Source organism: Pseudomonas sp. KH_040 (assembly GCF_057839305.1).
In genome coordinates this window covers 594,233-612,677 of record NZ_CM174487.1, presented here as the reverse complement: position 1 = coordinate 612,677, position 18,445 = coordinate 594,233, and the positions used below count along the sequence as shown (strand labels likewise).

At 60.0% G+C, this 18,445-nt stretch carries 14 protein-coding genes and 2 tRNA genes; 4 read left to right on the top strand and 12 right to left on the bottom strand.

The window, feature by feature from the left end; all coding sequences use genetic code 11:
- Positions 1-62 precede the first annotated feature (62 nt).
- From AC3IUF_RS02685 to AC3IUF_RS02670, 4 genes are all read left to right on the top strand, one after another.
- Positions 63-149 (top strand) — tRNA-Leu (locus AC3IUF_RS02685).
- A 180-nt stretch (positions 150-329) separates the two neighbouring features.
- Positions 330-416 (top strand) — tRNA-Leu (locus AC3IUF_RS02680).
- 288 nt (positions 417-704) lie between these two features.
- Positions 705-1,715, top strand: a complete 1,011-nt coding sequence (locus AC3IUF_RS02675; RefSeq protein ID WP_007915841.1) for an extracellular solute-binding protein — start codon at positions 705-707, stop codon at positions 1,713-1,715.
- Complete coding sequence (locus tag AC3IUF_RS02670; RefSeq protein ID WP_489280295.1) at positions 1,715-3,280, top strand: ABC transporter permease; 1,566 nt, start codon at positions 1,715-1,717, stop codon at positions 3,278-3,280. Before AC3IUF_RS02675 ends, AC3IUF_RS02670 begins: the two co-directional genes overlap by 1 nt.
- 109 nt (positions 3,281-3,389) lie before the next feature.
- Here AC3IUF_RS02670 and AC3IUF_RS02665 read toward each other — a convergent pair whose 3' ends face one another.
- The 12 genes from AC3IUF_RS02665 to AC3IUF_RS02610 form a co-directional block, all read right to left on the bottom strand.
- Entirely contained in the window at positions 3,390-5,324 is a 1,935-nt protein-coding gene (locus tag AC3IUF_RS02665) for a methyl-accepting chemotaxis protein (protein WP_489280293.1), read from the bottom strand.
- Positions 5,325-5,464: 140 nt separating this feature from the next.
- A complete protein-coding gene (locus AC3IUF_RS02660) occupies positions 5,465-6,754 on the bottom strand; it encodes an adenylosuccinate synthase (RefSeq protein WP_007915835.1) in 1,290 nt (429 codons plus the stop codon).
- 54 nt (positions 6,755-6,808) lie between these two features.
- Positions 6,809-7,996 carry an ATP phosphoribosyltransferase regulatory subunit gene (locus tag AC3IUF_RS02655; RefSeq protein ID WP_007915833.1) on the bottom strand — a complete coding sequence of 396 codons (1,188 nt, stop codon included), beginning with the start codon at positions 7,994-7,996 and terminating at the stop codon, positions 6,809-6,811.
- Positions 7,997-8,309: 313 nt separating this feature from the next.
- A complete protein-coding gene (gene hflC, locus AC3IUF_RS02650) occupies positions 8,310-9,179 on the bottom strand; it encodes a protease modulator HflC (protein WP_007915830.1) in 870 nt (289 codons plus the stop codon).
- Complete coding sequence (gene hflK, locus AC3IUF_RS02645) at positions 9,179-10,351, bottom strand: FtsH protease activity modulator HflK (RefSeq protein WP_007915828.1); 1,173 nt, start codon at positions 10,349-10,351, stop codon at positions 9,179-9,181. The genes hflC and hflK overlap by 1 nt, the downstream gene beginning before the upstream one ends.
- 96 nt (positions 10,352-10,447) lie before the next feature.
- On the bottom strand, positions 10,448-11,749 hold the full coding sequence (gene hflX / locus AC3IUF_RS02640; RefSeq protein ID WP_123376900.1) for a ribosome rescue GTPase HflX: 1,302 nt from the start codon (positions 11,747-11,749) through the stop codon (positions 10,448-10,450).
- Positions 11,750-11,761: 12 nt separating this feature from the next.
- A complete protein-coding gene (gene hfq, locus AC3IUF_RS02635; protein WP_007902656.1) occupies positions 11,762-12,022 on the bottom strand; it encodes an RNA chaperone Hfq in 261 nt (86 codons plus the stop codon).
- A gap of 95 nt (positions 12,023-12,117) precedes the next feature.
- Positions 12,118-13,089 carry a tRNA (adenosine(37)-N6)-dimethylallyltransferase MiaA gene (gene miaA / locus AC3IUF_RS02630; RefSeq protein WP_095113497.1) on the bottom strand — a complete coding sequence of 324 codons (972 nt, stop codon included), beginning with the start codon at positions 13,087-13,089 and terminating at the stop codon, positions 12,118-12,120.
- On the bottom strand, positions 13,089-14,990 hold the full coding sequence (gene mutL / locus AC3IUF_RS02625; protein ID WP_463544121.1) for a DNA mismatch repair endonuclease MutL: 1,902 nt from the start codon (positions 14,988-14,990) through the stop codon (positions 13,089-13,091). Before mutL ends, miaA begins: the two co-directional genes overlap by 1 nt.
- Positions 14,991-14,998: 8 nt before the next feature.
- A complete protein-coding gene (locus tag AC3IUF_RS02620) occupies positions 14,999-16,372 on the bottom strand; it encodes an N-acetylmuramoyl-L-alanine amidase (protein ID WP_409212662.1) in 1,374 nt (457 codons plus the stop codon).
- Positions 16,373-16,429: 57 nt separating this feature from the next.
- On the bottom strand, positions 16,430-16,900 hold the full coding sequence (gene tsaE, locus AC3IUF_RS02615; RefSeq protein WP_489280291.1) for a tRNA (adenosine(37)-N6)-threonylcarbamoyltransferase complex ATPase subunit type 1 TsaE: 471 nt from the start codon (positions 16,898-16,900) through the stop codon (positions 16,430-16,432).
- Positions 16,888-18,387 carry an NAD(P)H-hydrate dehydratase gene (locus AC3IUF_RS02610; RefSeq protein WP_489280289.1) on the bottom strand — a complete coding sequence of 500 codons (1,500 nt, stop codon included), beginning with the start codon at positions 18,385-18,387 and terminating at the stop codon, positions 16,888-16,890. Before AC3IUF_RS02610 ends, tsaE begins: the two co-directional genes overlap by 13 nt.
- Between the last annotated feature and the right edge of the window lie 58 nt (positions 18,388-18,445).

The following is an 18,445-nucleotide window of genomic DNA, read 5'->3' as shown; positions in this document are numbered from 1 at the left end:
ACAGTTAAAAAGACGCTCCGTATAGTGCGCGCCATCGACGACGCACAAGCGTTGCCGATACTGCCCAGATGGTGAAATTGGTAGACACGCCAGCTTCAGGTGCTGGTGACCTTACGGTCGTGGAAGTTCGAGTCTTCTTCTGGGCACCAATTTCGAGCTTGAGACTAGATCAGTTTCAAGGCTCACACAAAACCCGCGAAAGCGGGTTTTTTGCATTCTAAGCCCAGGTTTTCTTAAAACTGATTTATTAAAATTAAATCAGGGGTTTACAGATCAAAAGTCGCTCCGTATAGTGCGCCACATCAACAGCGGCAACGCTAGCGATGATTGCCCAGATGGTGAAATTGGTAGACACGCCAGCTTCAGGTGCTGGTGACCTTACGGTCGTGGAAGTTCGAGTCTTCTTCTGGGCACCAATTCAAATTCAAGGTCACGACCTTGGATTTCACAGAAACCCGCGAAAGCGGGTTTTTGCGTTTCTGGCTTCCAGAAATCCAGAATCCCCCCTGCAGGAGCTGCCGAAGGCTGCGATCCTTTGATCCTGTTTTTAAAGCAAGATCAAAAGATCGCAGCCTTCGGCAGCTCCTACAGTTCAACGTAGAGGCCGTACCAGAGCTGGCAGCCTCTCGCAAGGCGCACTTGAGAAACAATATCGTTTATCATTGTTGCAAGTTTTTGCAATGCGACAGTGAGGAACCCTGCGAATGACGTTTCGAAATACCCTGCGCCGAGGCCTGACCTTCACCCTCCTCGGCCTGGCGCTCGCCACTCCCCTCACCCAGGCTGCCGATGCGGTTTCCCTGACTCTCTATAACGGCCAGCATAAAGAAGTCGGCGACGCGATCGCCAAAGCCTTCGAAGCCAAGACCGGCATTCACGTCAACGTGCGCAAAGGCAGCAGCAATCAACTCGCCAGCCAGATCATCGAAGAAGGCGACCGCTCCCCCGCCGACGTGATCTACACCGAAGAATCGCCACCGCTGAACAATCTCGGCGAACTGGGCCTGCTGGCCAAGACCGATGACGCCACGCTGGCCGTGCTTCCGGAAAAATACGTGGCTGGCAACGGCACCTGGATCGGCGTGACGGCGCGCGTTCGTGTGGTCGCCTACAACCCGAAACTGGTCGACGAAAAAGACCTGCCGAAATCGGTAATGGAATTCTCCGATCCACAGTGGCAAGGCAAAGTCGGTTTCGTACCGACCAGCGGCGCCTTTCAGGAACAAGCCGTCGCCATCATCAAAATGCACGGTCGCGATGCCGCCGAGGAATGGCTGACCGGCCTGCGCGCGTTCGGCAAGACCTACAGCAACAACATGGTCGCCCTCAAAGCTGTGGAAAACGGCGAAGTCGCTACCGTACTGGTGAACAACTACTACTGGTTCGCACTGCAACGCGAGAAAGGCAAACTGGATTCGAAACTGCATTACTTCACCGGTGGCGACGCCGGCGGCTTGATCACCGTGTCCAGTGCTGCCGTACTGAAATCCAGCAAACATCCAAAAGAAGCCCAGCAATTCCTTGCCTATATGGCCAGCGAAGAAGGCCAGCGCGTGATCACCCAAACCACCGCCGAATACCCGCTGCACAAAGGCATGGAATCGGATCGCGGGCTCAAGCCGTTCAGCGAACTGGAAGCGCCGAACGTAACCCCGGCCGATCTGGGCAATGCCGAAGAAGCCTTGGAACTGGAACGTGAAGTTGGCTTGAACTGATGGCCGCATCGTTATCCGCCCCCGCCGCGCGCGGGGGTTACGTGCCAAAACGCAAGCGGCCTTCAATCTGGCTGGTATTGCCAGTTTTGTTGCTGGTGATACTGAGTCTGTTGCCGCTCGCCTATGTCGGGCTCAAAGCCTGGCAGGCCGGTTGGGCCGAAGCGCTGCACTTGTTGTGGCGCCCATATGTGTTCGGCCTGCTGTGCAACACCTTGGCGTTAATGGTTGGCGTAACCCTTACGTGCGGCGTGATCGGTCTGTCGCTGGCCTGGCTGCTGGAGCGCAGCAATCTGCCGGGACGACGCCTGTGGGGTGTGATTCTGTGCCTGCCGTTCGCGGTGCCGGCGTTTGTCAGCAGCTTCACCTGGGTTTCGTTGAGCGCGCAGTTCGAAGGCCTTGGCGGGGCGATTCTGGTCATGAGCCTGTCGAAGTATCCACTGATCTTCCTGCCCGTGGCGGCAACCCTGCGCAATCTTGATCCATCCCTTGAAGAATCGGCCCGCACCCTTGGGCAGAATCGCTGGGGCGTGTTTTTCCGTGTCACCCTACCGCTGCTCTGGCCTTCACTGCTAGCGGGTTCGTTGCTGATCGCCCTGCACATGCTGGTGGAATTCGGCGCGTTGTCGATCATCGGCCTGCAAACCTTCACCACAGCGATCTATCAGCAATTCGAACTGGAATTCAGCAACGCCAACGCGGCGATGCTGTCGGCCGTATTGCTGGCGCTGTGCTTGGTGTTGCTGTGGCTGGAACTGCGCGTACGCGGCAAAGGCCGGCATGTGCGCACCGGGCAAGGCGCGGCGCGTCAGGCTGAGCAGGTTCGGCTAGGACCATGGGCAGCGGTCGGTCAGTTGTATTGCCTGATGCTGGCGATTGTTGGCAGCGGAATTCCGCTGGGGATGTTGGCGTATTGGCTGGCGGTCGGTTCGTCGGCGGCTTTTCCGGTGGCCGCGATTACTGAAGCCCTGCTCTCGTCTTTGGCGCTTTCTCTTGGCGGGGCGGCATTGTGCCTGGTGCTGGCAGTGCCAGTCGGATTGCTGGTAGTGCGCTACAAAGGCCAACTGGCGATCTGGGCCGAACGCTTGCCGTATCTGCTGCATGCACTGCCAGGATTGGTGATTGCGTTGACGCTGGTGTATTTCGCTCTGCATTACGTGCCGGCGCTGTACCAGACGTCGGGGCTGCTGCTGATCGCTTATGCGCTGCTGTTTCTGCCACTGGCGCAGGCGCCGATCCGCACGGCCCTGAACAAGGCTGCGCCACAGCTGGAAGAAGCTGCGCGGACGCTGGGCGCGTCGTCGTTCACCGCGTTTTGCCGGGTGACGTTGCCGATTATCTTCCCGGCATTGGGCGCGGCGTTTGCGCTGGTGTTTCTGGATGCGATGAAGGAATTGACGGCGACGCTGCTGTTGAGTCCGACCGGGCTCAATACGCTGGCGACCGAAGTGTGGGCGCATACCGCGAATGTCGAATTTGCGGCGGCGGCGCCTTATGCGGCGTTGTTGATTTTGGTATCGGGGTTGCCGGTTTATTTACTGACGACTCGAATGTATCTGAGTCGCTGATATCGCTATCGCGAGCAGGCTCACTCCCACATGTTGACCGAGTTCCATCAGAGGAACGCGATCTAATGTGGGAGCGAGCCTGCTCGCGAAGAGGCCCGCCCAGACGACCTCAAGCCCTGAACTGCCCCAGACTCGCCTTCAACTGCGCAGCCAAGCCATCCAGCACCTTGCCACTCGCCGTGGTCTCCACCACCGCCTGCGCCGCTTTCTCGGCCTGCGCATGAATCGTCTCGACGCGCCCACGCACCGCCTGCGCACCTTGCGCCTGATGCGCCGCTGCCTGGGTTGCCAGACCAATCGCCGCGTGCACCTGCTCGACAGACGTTTGTACCGACTGCTGCAACCGCGCGCTGTCACGCAACACCAGCAAACCTTCGCTGGCCTGACGCCCGGCCTGGCCGATCGCCTCGACCGCCTCACGTGCGCCCTGTTGCAACGCGACGATATGCGCCTGAATGTCACCGGTAGAACTTTGTGTCTTGCTGGCCAGCGCCCGAACTTCGTCCGCTACCACCGCAAAACCACGCCCGGTCTCGCCAGCGCGCGCAGCTTCAATGGCAGCGTTTAGCGCCAGCAGGTTGGTCTGCTCGGCGATCCCGTGAATTACCGTCAGCACCACTTCAATCTGCTCGCTCTGCTGCGCCAGTCGCTCGATCACTTTTGCACCGGTATCGACTTGTCCGGCCAGCGCCTCGATCAGGCTGCCGACCTTGGCGGAGGTGCGGGTGTTTTCATCAGTGGCCTGGCGAATATCCACAACCTGCTTCAACGCCGCTTGCATCGCATGGCTTTCCGATTGCGCTTCATCCGCCATTTGCGAAAGTGCGCGCAAACTCTCCGCCACTTCATCACGCTGCATGCCCGCCGCCGCATCTGCACCGGCATTGCGCAGGGTCATCGCACCAATCTCGACGCCGGTACGCTGCGCCACATCACCCGCCTCACGCACGATCGGTTGCAACTTATCCACAAAGCGATTGACCGCCGAGGCCATGTCGCCAATTTCATCGTTGCTGTTGATCTGCACACGCTTGGTCAGGTCGCCCTCACCCGCCGCCAGATCATCCATCGCGGCGTTGAGCATCTTCAGGCGATTGACGACGCGATGGCCGAGCACGACTGCCAGCAACAGCAACACGCCGCAACCGACCAACGCCAGGCCCATGCCGATCCGCCAGCGCAGGGTCGCAGCCGCCTCTTGAACAGTATTGGCGGTATTGGCTTTCATCTCGACGGCCGTTGACTGCGCCGATTGCAGGCGCGCCTGCATGGCTTTGGCACTGTCGGCAGCGGCGCCTTTGAGGCTATCGCCGACCAGCTGATCACTGCTCGCGATCAGCGCGGAGAAGCGCTTGTCCAGTGCCGCCAGATCGGTTTCCACCGACGCAGTGGAAACGCCCATCAGCACCTTGCCGATTTCCACGCCATTGGGGTTGATCGAGGCCTCGAGGTAATAAACCGACGGATCGTTTTTCGCCGCATCCAGCACTTTATCCAGTGCACGCTCGCCCTGGCCTTTTTCCAGCAAAGCCTTGTTGATCGGATTTTCGCGATTGAGATAACGGGTCAAATGCTGGCCGGTAGCGTCGTCGTAGACCACGAACAGCACGCTGGGATTGCGCTGGGCGCGACGGGCGAACTCCGACAGGGTCGGCACGTCGCTGTCCCACATGGCACGCGGTGCAACGGAGGCGAGCAATTGCGCCATGTCATTGGCCGAATCCTTTAGATCCTTTTCCAACGTCGCACGCAACTGCGCCTGCTCGTCTTTCAGTCGCAAAGACAGACCGGCAGTCAGCCGCTGGCGGGTGCTGGCAGACAAGGCATCGAGGCTCGACGTGACTTCACGCCCCGCCTGCTCCAGCTCACCGGAGAGTTTCTGGCTGTCGGCGCCCAAGCGCACCGCCAAATCAGCTTCCAGCGCGGTGACGGTGCTCCGCGTCAGGGCAACCGCCACCAACACCTGCACCAAAAGGGCGATACCAAGGGTAACGAACACGGGCCGCAACAAACGGCTTTGTAACAGTGAGAGAACGGCCGACACTGTGAATCCCTCTACTTCTGACGCCATTAATTTGATGGCACTCTTGTAGACAGATTCACAGCAAAGGTCATGCCGTCCAACAGGCATAAACGACAAAGGCCCCGATGAAGGGGCCTTTGTGTTTTTACATCAACAACTTATCAAGCAAACGGATGACGCAGAACGATGGTTTCGTTGCGGTCCGGGCCCGTCGAAATAATGTCGATCGGCGCGCCGATCAGCTCTTCAACGCGTTTGATGTAGGCACGAGCGTTAGCTGGCAGCTCTTCCAGGGTCTTGGCGCCCACGGTCGATTCGGTCCAGCCCGGCACTTCTTCGTACACAGGCTGCAGGCCTACGTAGCTGTCAGCGTCGGTCGGCGCAACAGCATTGCCTTCGGCATCTTTGTAGCCAACGCAGATGTTGATGGTTTCCAGACCGTCGAGCACGTCCAGCTTGGTCAGGCAGATGCCCGAGATGCTGTTCACATCGATCGCGCGACGCAGGATAACCGCATCGAACCAGCCGCAACGACGGGCACGGCCGGTGGTCGCACCGAACTCGTGACCTTGTTTGGCCAGATGCGCGCCGACGTCGTCGAACAGCTCAGTCGGGAATGGACCCGAACCAACGCGAGTGGTGTAAGCCTTGGTGATGCCCAGGATGTAATCCAGGAACATCGGGCCAACGCCGGAACCGGTCGCCACGCCACCAGCGGTGGTGTTGGAGCTGGTCACGTACGGGTAGGTACCGTGGTCGATGTCGAGCAACGAACCCTGAGCACCTTCGAACATGATGTCTTTGCCGGCGCGACGCAGGTCGTGCAGCTCGGCGGTGACGTCAAGCATCAGCGGCTTCAGCAGCTCAGCGTATTCCTTGCACTCGGCCAGGGTCTTTTCGAACTCGATGGCCGGCTCTTTGTAGTAACCGACCAGCATGAAGTTGTGGTAATCCACCAGTTCACGCAGCTTGTCTTCGAAGCGCGGCATGTTCAGCAGGTCGCCAACACGCAGGCCACGACGAGCGACCTTGTCTTCGTACGCCGGGCCGATGCCGCGACCGGTGGTACCGATCTTCAACTCGCCACGGGCCTTTTCACGGGCCTGGTCCAGCGCCACGTGGAAAGACAGGATCAGCGGGCAGGACGGGCTGATACGCAGGCGCTCGCGCACCGGTACGCCTTTCTCTTCCAGCTTGGTGATCTCGCGCAGCAGGGCGTCAGGTGCAACCACCACGCCGTTGCCGATCAGGCACTGCACGCCTTCGCGCAGCACGCCCGACGGAATCAGGTGCAGGACGGTTTTCTCGCCGTCGATCACCAGTGTGTGGCCAGCGTTGTGGCCACCTTGGTAGCGCACTACGGCTGCAGCATGTTCGGTCAGCAGATCAACGATCTTGCCTTTGCCCTCATCACCCCATTGGGTGCCCAGGACTACGACATTCTTACCCATAACACTTGTCCTCATTCGCGCAAACTTGGTGCCGGCGATGGCCGGCAGGAAAACTCAAGAAGCCAGTGGCGATACTTGCCAAAGCCCGTTCTGCTGAATCAATTGCCGGTCGCAGTCCGCATCACGGGCGGCGGCCAAAGGTTGTCCAGGCAACGCCTGAACGACACGCTGACCCTCACTGCGCAACTGGCAAACCTGCTGCCAGAGTGCCGCATCCGTACTGTCAGGCATCCAGATACCGCCAGACGGTAGCTCGATCTCAGCACGCCCCAGGGTCACCAGGGTTTTCAAATCGGTGGAGAAGCCTGTCGCTGGACGGGCGCGGCCAAAATCTGCGCCGATGTCATCGTAACGACCGCCCTGAGCGATGGACTGGCCAACGCCCGGTACGAACACCGCAAACACCACACCGGTGTGGTAGTGGTAGCCACGCAGCTCGCCCAGATCGAAGTACAACGGCAGCTCCGGGAAGCGCGCCGACAGACGCTCAGCGATCGCCAGCAAATCTTCCAGTGCTGCCAGAACCGGCGCCGGCGCATTGGCCAGACGCTCACGGGCAGCGCTTAACACTTCACGGCCGCCGCACAGATCAACCAGCGCACGCAGCATGCCGGACAGGTCGGCCGGCAGGCCTTCGGTCAAGGTAATGACCTCGTCGATGGCTTTGCGTTGCAGCGCGTCGAACAACTGCTGCTCGACTTCACCGGACAGACCGGCGGCACGCGCCAGGCCACGGTAGATGCCGACATGACCAAGATCCATGTGCACATCCGGCACGTCGGCCAGTTGCAGCATGGCCAGCATCAGGCTGATCACTTCAACGTCGCTGCTCGGGCTGGCGTCGCCGTACAACTCGGCGCCCAACTGGATCGGGCTGCGCGAGGACGACAATGCCCGCGGCTGGGCATGCAGCACGCTACCGGCGTAGCACAGACGGCTCGGGCCTTCGCGACGCAGGGTGTGCGCATCGATGCGCGCCACTTGCGGCGTGATGTCGGCACGGAAACCCATCTGCCGGCCCGACTGCGGGTCGATGACCTTGAAGGTACGCAGATCCAGGTCCTGGCCCGCGCCGGTCAGCAGGGATTCCAGGTACTCGATATGGGGAGTCACGACAAACTCGTAACCCCAGCTCTGGAACAGATCCAACACCTGACGACGCGCGACTTCAATGCGCGCCGCTTCCGGTGGCAGTACTTCTTCGATGCCATCTGGCAGCAGCCAGCGGTCTACCGTTGCCATTACGCCATTCCCCTTTGATCCGGGCGGCCAGCCTGCGGGCGAGCCTTGAGTGAAGCAGAAAATGACCGGTCCGTTCAAAACGCACGCGCATGAACGACGCGGCGAAAGGCCTGTTACCGGCTTCGCCCATCACTTTCCTCGAAATACTCTCGGGCCATTCAACCCGATGCCTGCAACAAAAAACAGCAATCAAACGTGCAGACGCAAAAAAGCCGGGAATTTCCCGGCTGCCGCATCATACACACGTTTTCCCAAAGGATCACCCCGCCCGAGGTATTAGCCGCCGGGCGGAATGATTCAGGTCAACGGCGTATCAAGGCTTGGCCTTTTCCAGGTAGTGGAAAAAGTCGCTGCTTGGGTCGAGGACCAATACGTCGGATTTGTTCGCGAAGCTTTCACGGTAGGCGCGCAGGCTACGGTAGAAACTGTAGAACTCCTGATCCTGGCCGTAGGCCTTGGAGTAGATCGCAGCGGCCTGGGCATCACCGTCACCGCGAACCTCTTCGGATTCACGATAGGCTTCAGCCAGCAGCACGCGGCGTTGACGATCGGCGTCGGCACGGATGCCTTCCGCCAGCTCGTTACCCTTGGCGCGGTGCTCGCGAGCTTCACGCTCACGCTCGGTGCTCATACGTTCGAACACGCTGCGGTTCACTTCTTTAGGCAGATCGATGGTCTTGACCCGGACATCGACCACTTCGATACCCAGCTCTTTTTCCGCCATTTTGTTCAGCGATGCGGTGATGTCAGCCATCAGTGCATCACGCTCACCCGACACCACTTCGTGCAGGGTGCGCTTACCGAACTGGTCACGCAGACCGGACTCCAGACGACGGGACAGACGCTCGTCGGCGATTTGCTTCAGACCGGAAGTCGCGGTGTAGAAGCGCTCGGCATCTTTCACGCGCCACTTGGCATAAGCGTCGACCATCACGGCTTTCTTTTCCAGGGTCAGGAAACGCTGTGTCGGTGCATCCAGCGTCATCAGACGTGCGTCGAATTTACGCACCTGGTTAACGTAAGGCACTTTCACATGCAGGCCTGGCTGAACATCCGCCTGAACCACACGACCGAATTGCAGCAGCACCGCACGCTCGGTCTGAGCGACGATGTAGAAGCAGTTCCAGCCCACCAGCACGACAACGACGCCAACAATAAGGGCGATCAGCGATTTATTGCTCATCAGCGGGTCTCCCTTGTGCGCGATTGCGGCAGGTCAGTGACATGCGGCGTGACGTCCGTGTTGTTACTGGCGGCAGCCGAACCGGTGACCGGTGCATTGCTGCCCGAACTGTTCTGAATCATTTTGTCCAACGGCAGGTAAAGCAGGTTGCTCTGGCCGTTCTTGTTGCCGGTCACGAGTACCTTGCTGGTGTTGCTGAAGACTTCCTGCATGGTGTCCAGGTACAGACGCTGGCGGGTCACCTCAGGTGCCTTGCGATACTCGGCGACCAGTTTGGTAAAGCGGTCGGCTTCACCCTTGGCGCGCGAGACCGTCTCGTCTCGGTAACCGTTGGCATCCTCAAGGATACGCTGGGCCTGACCACGGGCTTCCGGCACGACGCCGTTGGCGTAGGTTTCAGCCTGGTTGCGCGAACGCTGCTCGTCTTCACGGGCGCGGATCACGTCATCGAAGGCTTCCTGCACTTCACGCGGTGCCGCTGCGCTCTGTACGTTGACCTGAGTGACGGTGATACCGGTGCGATAGGTATCGAGGAAGCGTTGCAGACGCTCCTTGATTTCGCTGGCCATCAATTCACGACCTTCGGTCAGCACCTGGTCCATGGCGGTGGAACCCACCACGTGGCGCAGGGCACTGTCGGTCGCATGCTGCAGGCTGATTTCCGGCTGATCGACGTTCAGCACGAAGTCCTGCAGGTTGCTGATCTTGTACTGCACGGTCAGCGGCACTTCGACGATGTTCTCGTCTTCGGTCAGCATCTGGCCCTGCTTGGTGTAGGCACGCTCACGCGTGACGTTTTCCATGTACTTTTTATCGATCGGCGGGAAATAGATGTTCAGGCCCGGGCCGACAGTCTCGTAGTACTTGCCGAAGCGCAGCACCACGGCTTGCTCCTGCTCGTCGACCACGTAGACCGCGCTGTACAGCCAGACAGCCGCCAGCACAACGAGGCCGATGCCGAGCAGACCGCCGAAGCCGCCACTGCTCTTGCCCGAACCACCGCCGTCATCACCACGTTTCTTACCACCACCGAACAACCCGTTCAGGCTTTCCTGCAGCTTTCGGAAGGCCTCGTCGAGATCCGGTGGCCCCTTGCGGTCGCCATTATTGCGGCGTTTGCCACCCCAAGGATCCTGATTATTCGAGTTGCCACCCGGCTCATTCCAAGCCATAGCGCTCTCCATCTGATAAAGCAAAGACGCACCCACGGCGCGCCGACCAATGCTACAGAATGCCTGCCGTTGCGGCACAACCGCTTTGTCAGGCTTTTATTGCAAAGTGTGTTGCTCGATGAATTCCATCGGCTGCAATCCTTCGCGGCTTACCAGTCGATTCAACTCGACACGGGGCAAACGAACGGCCAGCAAACTGATGCCTTCTTCGTCGTGCTCTTCTTTCTGCACCGCACCGAGTTCGAAAAACTGCGCACGCAGTCGCGCGAATCGTTGCGGCAAACGCAGGGTACCGACAAACAAATCACTGCCAAGTAATTCGGCAATGGCTTGTTCAAGCAACTCCAGACCACTGCCATCTCGCGCCGACAGCCAGACCCGCTGGGGCTTGCCGTTTTCGTCGCGCTGGATTTGTGGCTCAACGCCTTCAAGCAAATCGAGTTTGTTATAGACCTCGAGGATCGGCAAGTCCTGGGCACCAATCTCGCCCAGTACCACCATCACCTGCTCGATCTGCAACATGCGATCCGGTTCGGCCGCATCGATCACGTGCAACAACAGATCGGAATTGCTCGACTCTTCGAGGGTAGACCGAAATGCCTCGACCAGCTTGTGCGGCAAGTGACGAATGAAGCCCACCGTGTCTGCCAGAACAATCGGCCCCAGATCGTCCAGTTCCAGACGACGCAGGGTCGGGTCCAGCGTGGCGAACAATTGGTCGGCCGCGTAGACATCGGATTTCGTCACGTTGTTGAAGAGCGTGGACTTACCGGCGTTGGTATATCCCACCAGAGACACGGTCGGAATATCGGCACGGGAACGACCACGTCGCGATTGCTCGCGCTGGCTGCGCACCTTCTCCAGCCGCCCCTTGATCTGACGCAGGCGAACCCGCAGCAAACGGCGGTCGGTTTCCAGTTGGGTTTCACCTGGGCCGCGCATACCGATGCCGCCACCCTGACGCTCAAGGTGAGTCCAGCCACGAACCAGGCGGGTGCTCATGTGGTCAAGCTGGGCCAGTTCGACCTGGAGCTTGCCTTCATGGGTACGGGCGCGTTGGGCGAAAATATCGAGAATCAGGCCGGTACGGTCGATCACGCGACACTCGAAAACACGTTCGAGGTTACGTTCCTGACTCGGCGTGAGGATGTGATTGAAAATCACCAGATCAGCTTCTTCAGCCTTGACCAGGTCGCGCAGTTCCTCGACCTTGCCGCTGCCGATCAGGTATTTGGCGGTTGGCCGATGACGCGGCACGTTAAAAAACGCAACGGTCTCGGCGCCGGCCGAATTAGCCAATTCCTGAAACTCCTGCGGATCTTCGCGCGCCTCAGGGTCCTGTCCATCCAAGTGAACGAGGATGACTCGTTCACCACCACCGTGGCGCTCAAAGAACAAAGGAGACTCCTATCAGGCGTTACCTGGCTCAGCGTCACCTGCTTCGGATTCGGTTGCGCTAGGCAGACGAATTGGACGAACCGGCACTACTGTCGAGATAGCGTGTTTGTAAACCATTTGGCTCACGGTGTTTTTCAGCAGGATCACGAACTGGTCGAACGACTCGATCGTGCCTTGCAGTTTGATACCGTTGACCAGATAGATGGAAACCCCAACTTTCTCTTTACGTAAAGTATTCAAGTAAGGGTCTTGTAGCGAATGCCCTTTTGACATGTGCCGCACTCCTTTAAGGATTCAATAATAAAAAATAGGTAATTCAGATGGCTTTGGCCGTCACACCCCCAAGGATAGACGGCAATTGCAAGGACTCAGCTCAATATGGAGATGGTCCCAAGGTATTTCAAGGCGCGTGGCAGATTGTCGCAATCAAGACTGTCCAGCCAGTGTATATCTTCCCAGCTGCGCAGCCAGGTGAACTGGCGTTTGGCCAATTGGCGCGTGGCGATGATGCCGCGCTCCTGCATTTCGGCCAACGTCAGCTTGCCATCCAGGTAGTCCCAGACTTGGCGGTAGCCTACCGCACGTATAGACGGCAACCCCGAATGCAGGTCACTTCTTTTACGCAGGGCTACGACCTCGTCGATGAACCCCTGTTCCAACATAATTGTGAATCTTTGTTTAATGCGCTCGTGCAGTACCTGACGATTCGCCGGGGCAATGGCCAAGTTCGCGACAGTATAGGGCAATTGTTGCAGTCCCGAAGCGGCTGCTTCAGTACTTTGCGCAGATTGTTGCTGGCGCAGCTCGGTCATGCTCTGACCGCTGACTCGATAAACTTCCAGCGCGCGACTCAGGCGCTGCGGATCGTTCGGGTGAATCCGCGCTGCGGATACCGGATCGATGGTCGCTAATTGGTCGTGCAGGGCTTGCCAGCCAAGGCGTGCAGCCTCTTCTTCGATCTGCGCACGGACCTCGGGATCGGCGGCCGGCATGTCTGCCAGGCCTTCGACCAAAGCCTTGTAATAGAGCATCGTGCCGCCGACCAGCAGCGGAATTTTCCCGCGCGCGGTAATTTCGGCCATGGCTTGCAGGGCATCACGACGGAAATCCGCAGCGGAATAGGCTTCGGCCGGATCGAGAATATCGATCAAACGGTGCGGATATTCGGCCAGCAGTTCTTTCGAAGGCTTGGCGGTGCCAATGTCCATGCCGCGGTAGACCAACGCCGAATCAACGCTGATCAGCTCGCACGGCAGCACCTTGGTCAGCTCGATGGCCAGATCGGTTTTGCCCGCAGCGGTCGGGCCCATCAGAAAAATCGCTGGAGGGAGTTGGCTCATCAACGACCGCGCAAGAACAGTTTGTCCAGATCGTCCAGGCCCAGTTGGGTCCAGGTCGGTCGGCCATGATTGCATTGACCGCTGCGTTCGGTGTTTTCCATGTCACGCAGCAGGCCGTTCATTTCCGGCAGGGCCAGGCGCCGATTGGCGCGAATCGCGCCGTGGCAGGCCATGGTGCCGAGCAATTCGTTGAGGTGTGCCTGAATCCGGTCGCTGGTGCCGTACTCCATCAAATCCGACAGCACGTCGCCGACCAGACGGTTGGCTTCAGCCTGCTTCAACAACGCCGGAATCTGGCGGATCGCCAAGGTTTCCGGGCCCAGACGCTGCAATTCAAAGCCCAAGCGCTGAAACCATGCCGCGTGCTCTTCAGCACAATCGGCCTCGCGCTGGCTCACGGCCAGGGATTCCGGCACCAGCAGCGGCTGGCCGCTGAGGCCTTCGCTGGCCATGGCGATTTTCAGACGCTCATACATGATCCGTTCGTGGGCGGCGTGCATATCCACCAACACCAGACCTTGGGCGTTCTCGGACAGAATATAAATGCCTTTGAGCTGCGCCAGCGCGTAACCGAGCGGCGGAATGTCTTCCTGACCGGCCGGCAATGCGTTGGCATTGGCTTCCGGCAGCGGTGCGAAAAACTCTCGATAAGCAGCTTGCGCCTCGGCAGCCGGCGGCACTGCCGATTGCGGACGTGGCGTGTATTGATACTGATAAGCCCCGCCAGCACTGGCACCGGACGAAGTATTGAACGCCGGTTGCGCCTGCGGTTGCTCCAGCAAGGCATTGGCCGCCAGACGCATTTCACCCTGTGGGCCGAACTCACCGGCATCGAGGCCCGTTGGGCGCACGACGGCTGTGGTCACGGAACCGGCAAGCTGATCTTCCGGACGCACATCGCCCAACGCTCGGTGCAAGGTGCCATAAAGGAAGTCATGCACCATGCGCCCGTCACGGAAGCGCACTTCGTGTTTGGTTGGGTGCACGTTGACGTCGACCGCCGCCGGATCGACTTCGAAAAACAGTGCAAAGGTCGGGTGCCGGCCGTTGAACAGCACGTCGCGATAGGCCTGACGCACAGCGTGGGCGACCAGTTTGTCGCGCACCGCTCGGCCATTCACGAAGAAATACTGCAAATCCGCCTGACTACGGTTGAAGGTCGGCAAACCGACCCAGCCCCACAGGTGCAAGCCGTTGCGCTCGATCTCGATCGGCAACGCCTGCTCAAGAAACCCCGAACCGCAGATCGCCGCCACACGCCGAGCGCGGGCCGCATCATCGTGGGCTTCGTGCAGGCTGAGAATGGTCTTGCCGTTGTGGCGCAGATGAAACGCGACGTCGAAACGCGCCAGCGCGAGACGCTTTATCACTTCTTGCAGGTGATCGAATTCGGTTTTTTCGGTCTTGAGAAATTTGCGTCGCGCCGGGGTGTTGAAGAACAGGTCGCGGACTTCCACCGAGGTGCCGACCGGATGCGCCGCTGGCTGAACCCGAGGCGCCATGTCGCGGCCTTCGGTTTCCACCTGCCAGGCCTGATCGGCGTCGCGGGTGCGCGAGGTCAGGGTCAAGCGTGCCACGGAGCTGATCGACGCCAGTGCCTCACCACGGAAACCGAGACTCATCACCTGCTCAAGGTCTTCCAGGTTACGGATTTTACTGGTGGCGTGACGAGCCAGGGCCAGCGGCAGATCATCGGCGGAAATACCGCTACCGTCGTCGCGCACGCGCAGCAGCTTGACGCCACCCTGCTCGACGTCGACATCAATGCGTCTGGCGCCGGAGTCGAGGCTGTTTTCCAACAGTTCCTTGATCACCGAAGCCGGGCGTTCAACCACTTCACCGGCGGCAATCTGGTTCGCCAGCCGTGGGCTGAGCAGTTCGATGCGGGCAGCAGCGTTCAACACTTCGTTCATTCTTTGGACGCCAATTCGGTGCCTGGAATGGTCAAGTGTTGACCGACTTTCAGCTCATCACTTTTCAGGTTGTTGGCGGCGCGGAGCGTGGCCGGCGATACCTGATAGCGCACGCCGATCATCGCCAGCGTTTCGCCCGGACCGACGCGATGATCGCGCGGGCCTTGGACAATTTTGCCAGAATCACGCAACCAGGCGATGTAGGTGCCCGGTGGCGGGTTCTGCTGGAAGAACTGACGCACGCCGCTGCTGATCGAACGCGCCAGCGCTTGCTGGTGGCTTGATGCCGAAAGCTTGTTCGCTTCGTTGGCATTGGAGATGAAGCCGGTTTCGACCAGGATCGACGGGATGTCCGGCGACTTCAACACCATGAATCCGGCCTGTTCCACCCGCTGTTTGTGCAGTGGCGTGACGCGGCCGATGTTGGTCAGGACTTTCTGGCCGACGTTGAGGCTGGAGGTCAGCGAGGCGGTCATCGACAGGTCGAGCAATACGCCGGCGAGCATGCGGTCCTTATCATCGAGGCTGACGTTGCCGGCACCACCGATCAAGTCAGAACGGTTTTCGCTGTCGGCCAGCCAACGCGCGGTCTCCGACGTTGCACCACGATCAGACAGGGCAAACACCGAGGCACCGAAAGCGGCGGCAGATGGCGCGGCGTCGGCGTGAATCGAGACGAAAAGGTCGGCGCCCTTCTTGCGGGCGATCTCGGTACGGCCGCGCAACGGGATGAAGTAGTCGCCGGTACGGGTCAGTTCGGCGCGGAAGCCTTTCATGCCGTTGACCTGACGCTGCAGTTCACGGGCGATTTGCAGTACCACGTCTTTTTCACGCTGGCCACGCGAGCCGGATGCACCCGGGTCTTCGCCACCATGGCCGGCGTCGATCACCACAATAATGTCGCGCTTGCCGGCCGGGGCTGGCGGCAACTTGATCGCAGGTTCGGTCGGGGTTACCGGCACCGCTGGCACGGTCGCCACCTGCGGCGTTGGCGCCGGCGGCGGTGCGGCGTCAGCCGGGTTGTCGAACAGGTCGACCACCAGACGATTGCCGTATTGCGCATTTGGCGCCAGCGAGAAGCTTTTCGGGGTGACGGCTTTCTTCAGGTCGATGACCACGCGCAGGTCGGTTGGCGTGCGCTGGGCCGAGCGCATCGCGGTGATCGGCGTGTTTGCGGTCTGTACATTCAGCGGCGCACCGAGGGTGGCGCCGTTGATGTCGATCACCAGCCGGTCCGGTGAGGTCAGGGTGAAGACGCTGTGCTGCACCGGGCCACTCAGGTCGAAGACCAGTCGCGTGTTGTCCGGCGCCCGCCACAGGCGCACGCTGTTGACCTTTGAATCGGCCACAGCGTTGACGGTTACTGCCATCAACAACAGTCCAGCGGCAGCCACCAACGCGCGAAAGCGCATACCTAACCCCATCATTTAATTGGATTCCAATGCCAAAGCGGCACACCAGGCCTCGCCACGCGAACCCTGGGATAAAATTTTCAGCGAACGCCCGCTGTCTTGCGGGCTAATGGTAATGGTCAGGTCAGGCTTTGGCAAAAAGCCTGCACCTTTATCGGGCCATTCGATCAGGCACATCGCATCGTCTTCGAAGTAGTCGCGGATGCCGAGAAACTCCAGTTCTTCCGGATCGACCAGGCGATACAGGTCAAAGTGGAAGGCGCGGATGTCACCGATTTCGTAAGGTTCGACCAAAGTGAAGGTCGGACTTTTTACCGCGCCGAGATGGCCCAGCCCGCGAATGATGCCTCGCGACAGGGTGGTTTTGCCCATGCCCAGATTGCCTTCGAGAAAAATCAGGCCATGGCCTTGAGTCACGCGGGCGATCCGTGCGCCAAAGTCGCTCATGGCCTGTTCATCGGCCAGGTACAGGGTTACTTCAGACACGGTGCTTGCTCCTCCAACAACTGACGAATGGCTGGAATCAGATCACTGGCCGCCAGCCCACGGCCCAATTTGCCTTGTTGCGCCCCGGCGTTGGCGTGCAGCCACACGGCCAGACACGCGGCGTCGAAACTTTGCATTCCCTGCGCCAGCAACGCGCCGGTCAAACCGGCCAGCACATCGCCCAACCCGGCGGTCGCCATCGCCGGGTGGCCCTGATGACACAGCGCCAGACGCCCATCGGGATGTGCGATCAGAGTACCGGCACCTTTGAGAGTTACAGTCGCTGCATATTTTTTGCTCAATGCCCGCGCGGCGGCCGGTCGGTCAGCCTGCACTTCGGCGGTACTGATGCCGAGCAACCGCGCCGCTTCGCCGGGATGCGGGGTGATCACGCAATCCTTGGGCAGCTTCGCTAAACCGCTCGCCAGCAGGTTCAACGCATCGGCGTCCCACACTTGCGGCAACGGCGCATTGGCAGCTGCTGACAGCAACGCCCGGCCCCAACTGGCCTGGCCGAGTCCGGGGCCGATCACCAGTGTCGAGACTTTTTCCAGCAAACCCATCAATTGATTGGACGACGATGTGCCGAGCGTCATCACCTCCGGCACACGAGTCAGCACAGCCGGGACATGCTCCGGTCGCGTCGCCAGCGAAACCATTCCGGCGCCGCTGCGCAAGGCGCTTTCGGTGCTGAGCAGGATCGCCCCGCCAAACCCGTGATCGCCACCGATCAGCAACACATGGCCGAAACGGCCCTTGTGCGAAGTCGGCCTACGTGCCGCCAGTTTCGGAAGATTAGCCGGGGTGAGCCGTTGGGCGATGACCGGAATGTCACGATAGATGTCGGCGCTGGCTTGCAGATCATTAAACAGCAACGAGCCGATGTGATCCGCCGCATCACCTGTGAACAAACCGAGTTTCAGGCCGATAAAGGTCACCGTCAGATCGGCCTGCACGGCGGCGCCGAGCACATGCCCGGTGTCTGCACATAAACCAGAAGGAATATCGACGGCCGTTACCGGCAAGCCGCTGGCGTTAATGGCTTTGATCGCCGAGAGGTAAGGCTCGCGCACGTCACCGCTCAAACCGGTGCCGAGCAAGGCATCAAGAATGACGCCGCGCAGTTCGCTGCGAGCCTGCCAGCCTTGCACCGCAACACCTTCAGCCCGCGCCTCGGAGTGGGCGAGAGCGGCATCGCCCTGCAATCGCTGCGGATCGCCGACTGCCAACACCCGCACCTGCCACCCGGCTCGCTGTGCCATGGCCGCGACCAGATAACCGTCGCCAGCATTGTTGCCATGCCCGGCCAGCACCGTCAGTTCGGTCGCCGACGGCCATTGCCGAACCAGCGCGCGCCACGTTGCATGCGCCGCGCGCTGCATCAATTCGAAGCCCGGCGTACCGGCGGCAATCAGCCGCGCATCGAGTTCGCGCACCTGTGCGGCGCCATACAGCGCGTCGGGTAATTCATCTTTCGTGTGCGGCATGCGTCTTCGGGCTCCGATGTCTGGCAGAATTATACGCACCTCAGCTCCGGTTTCTCTC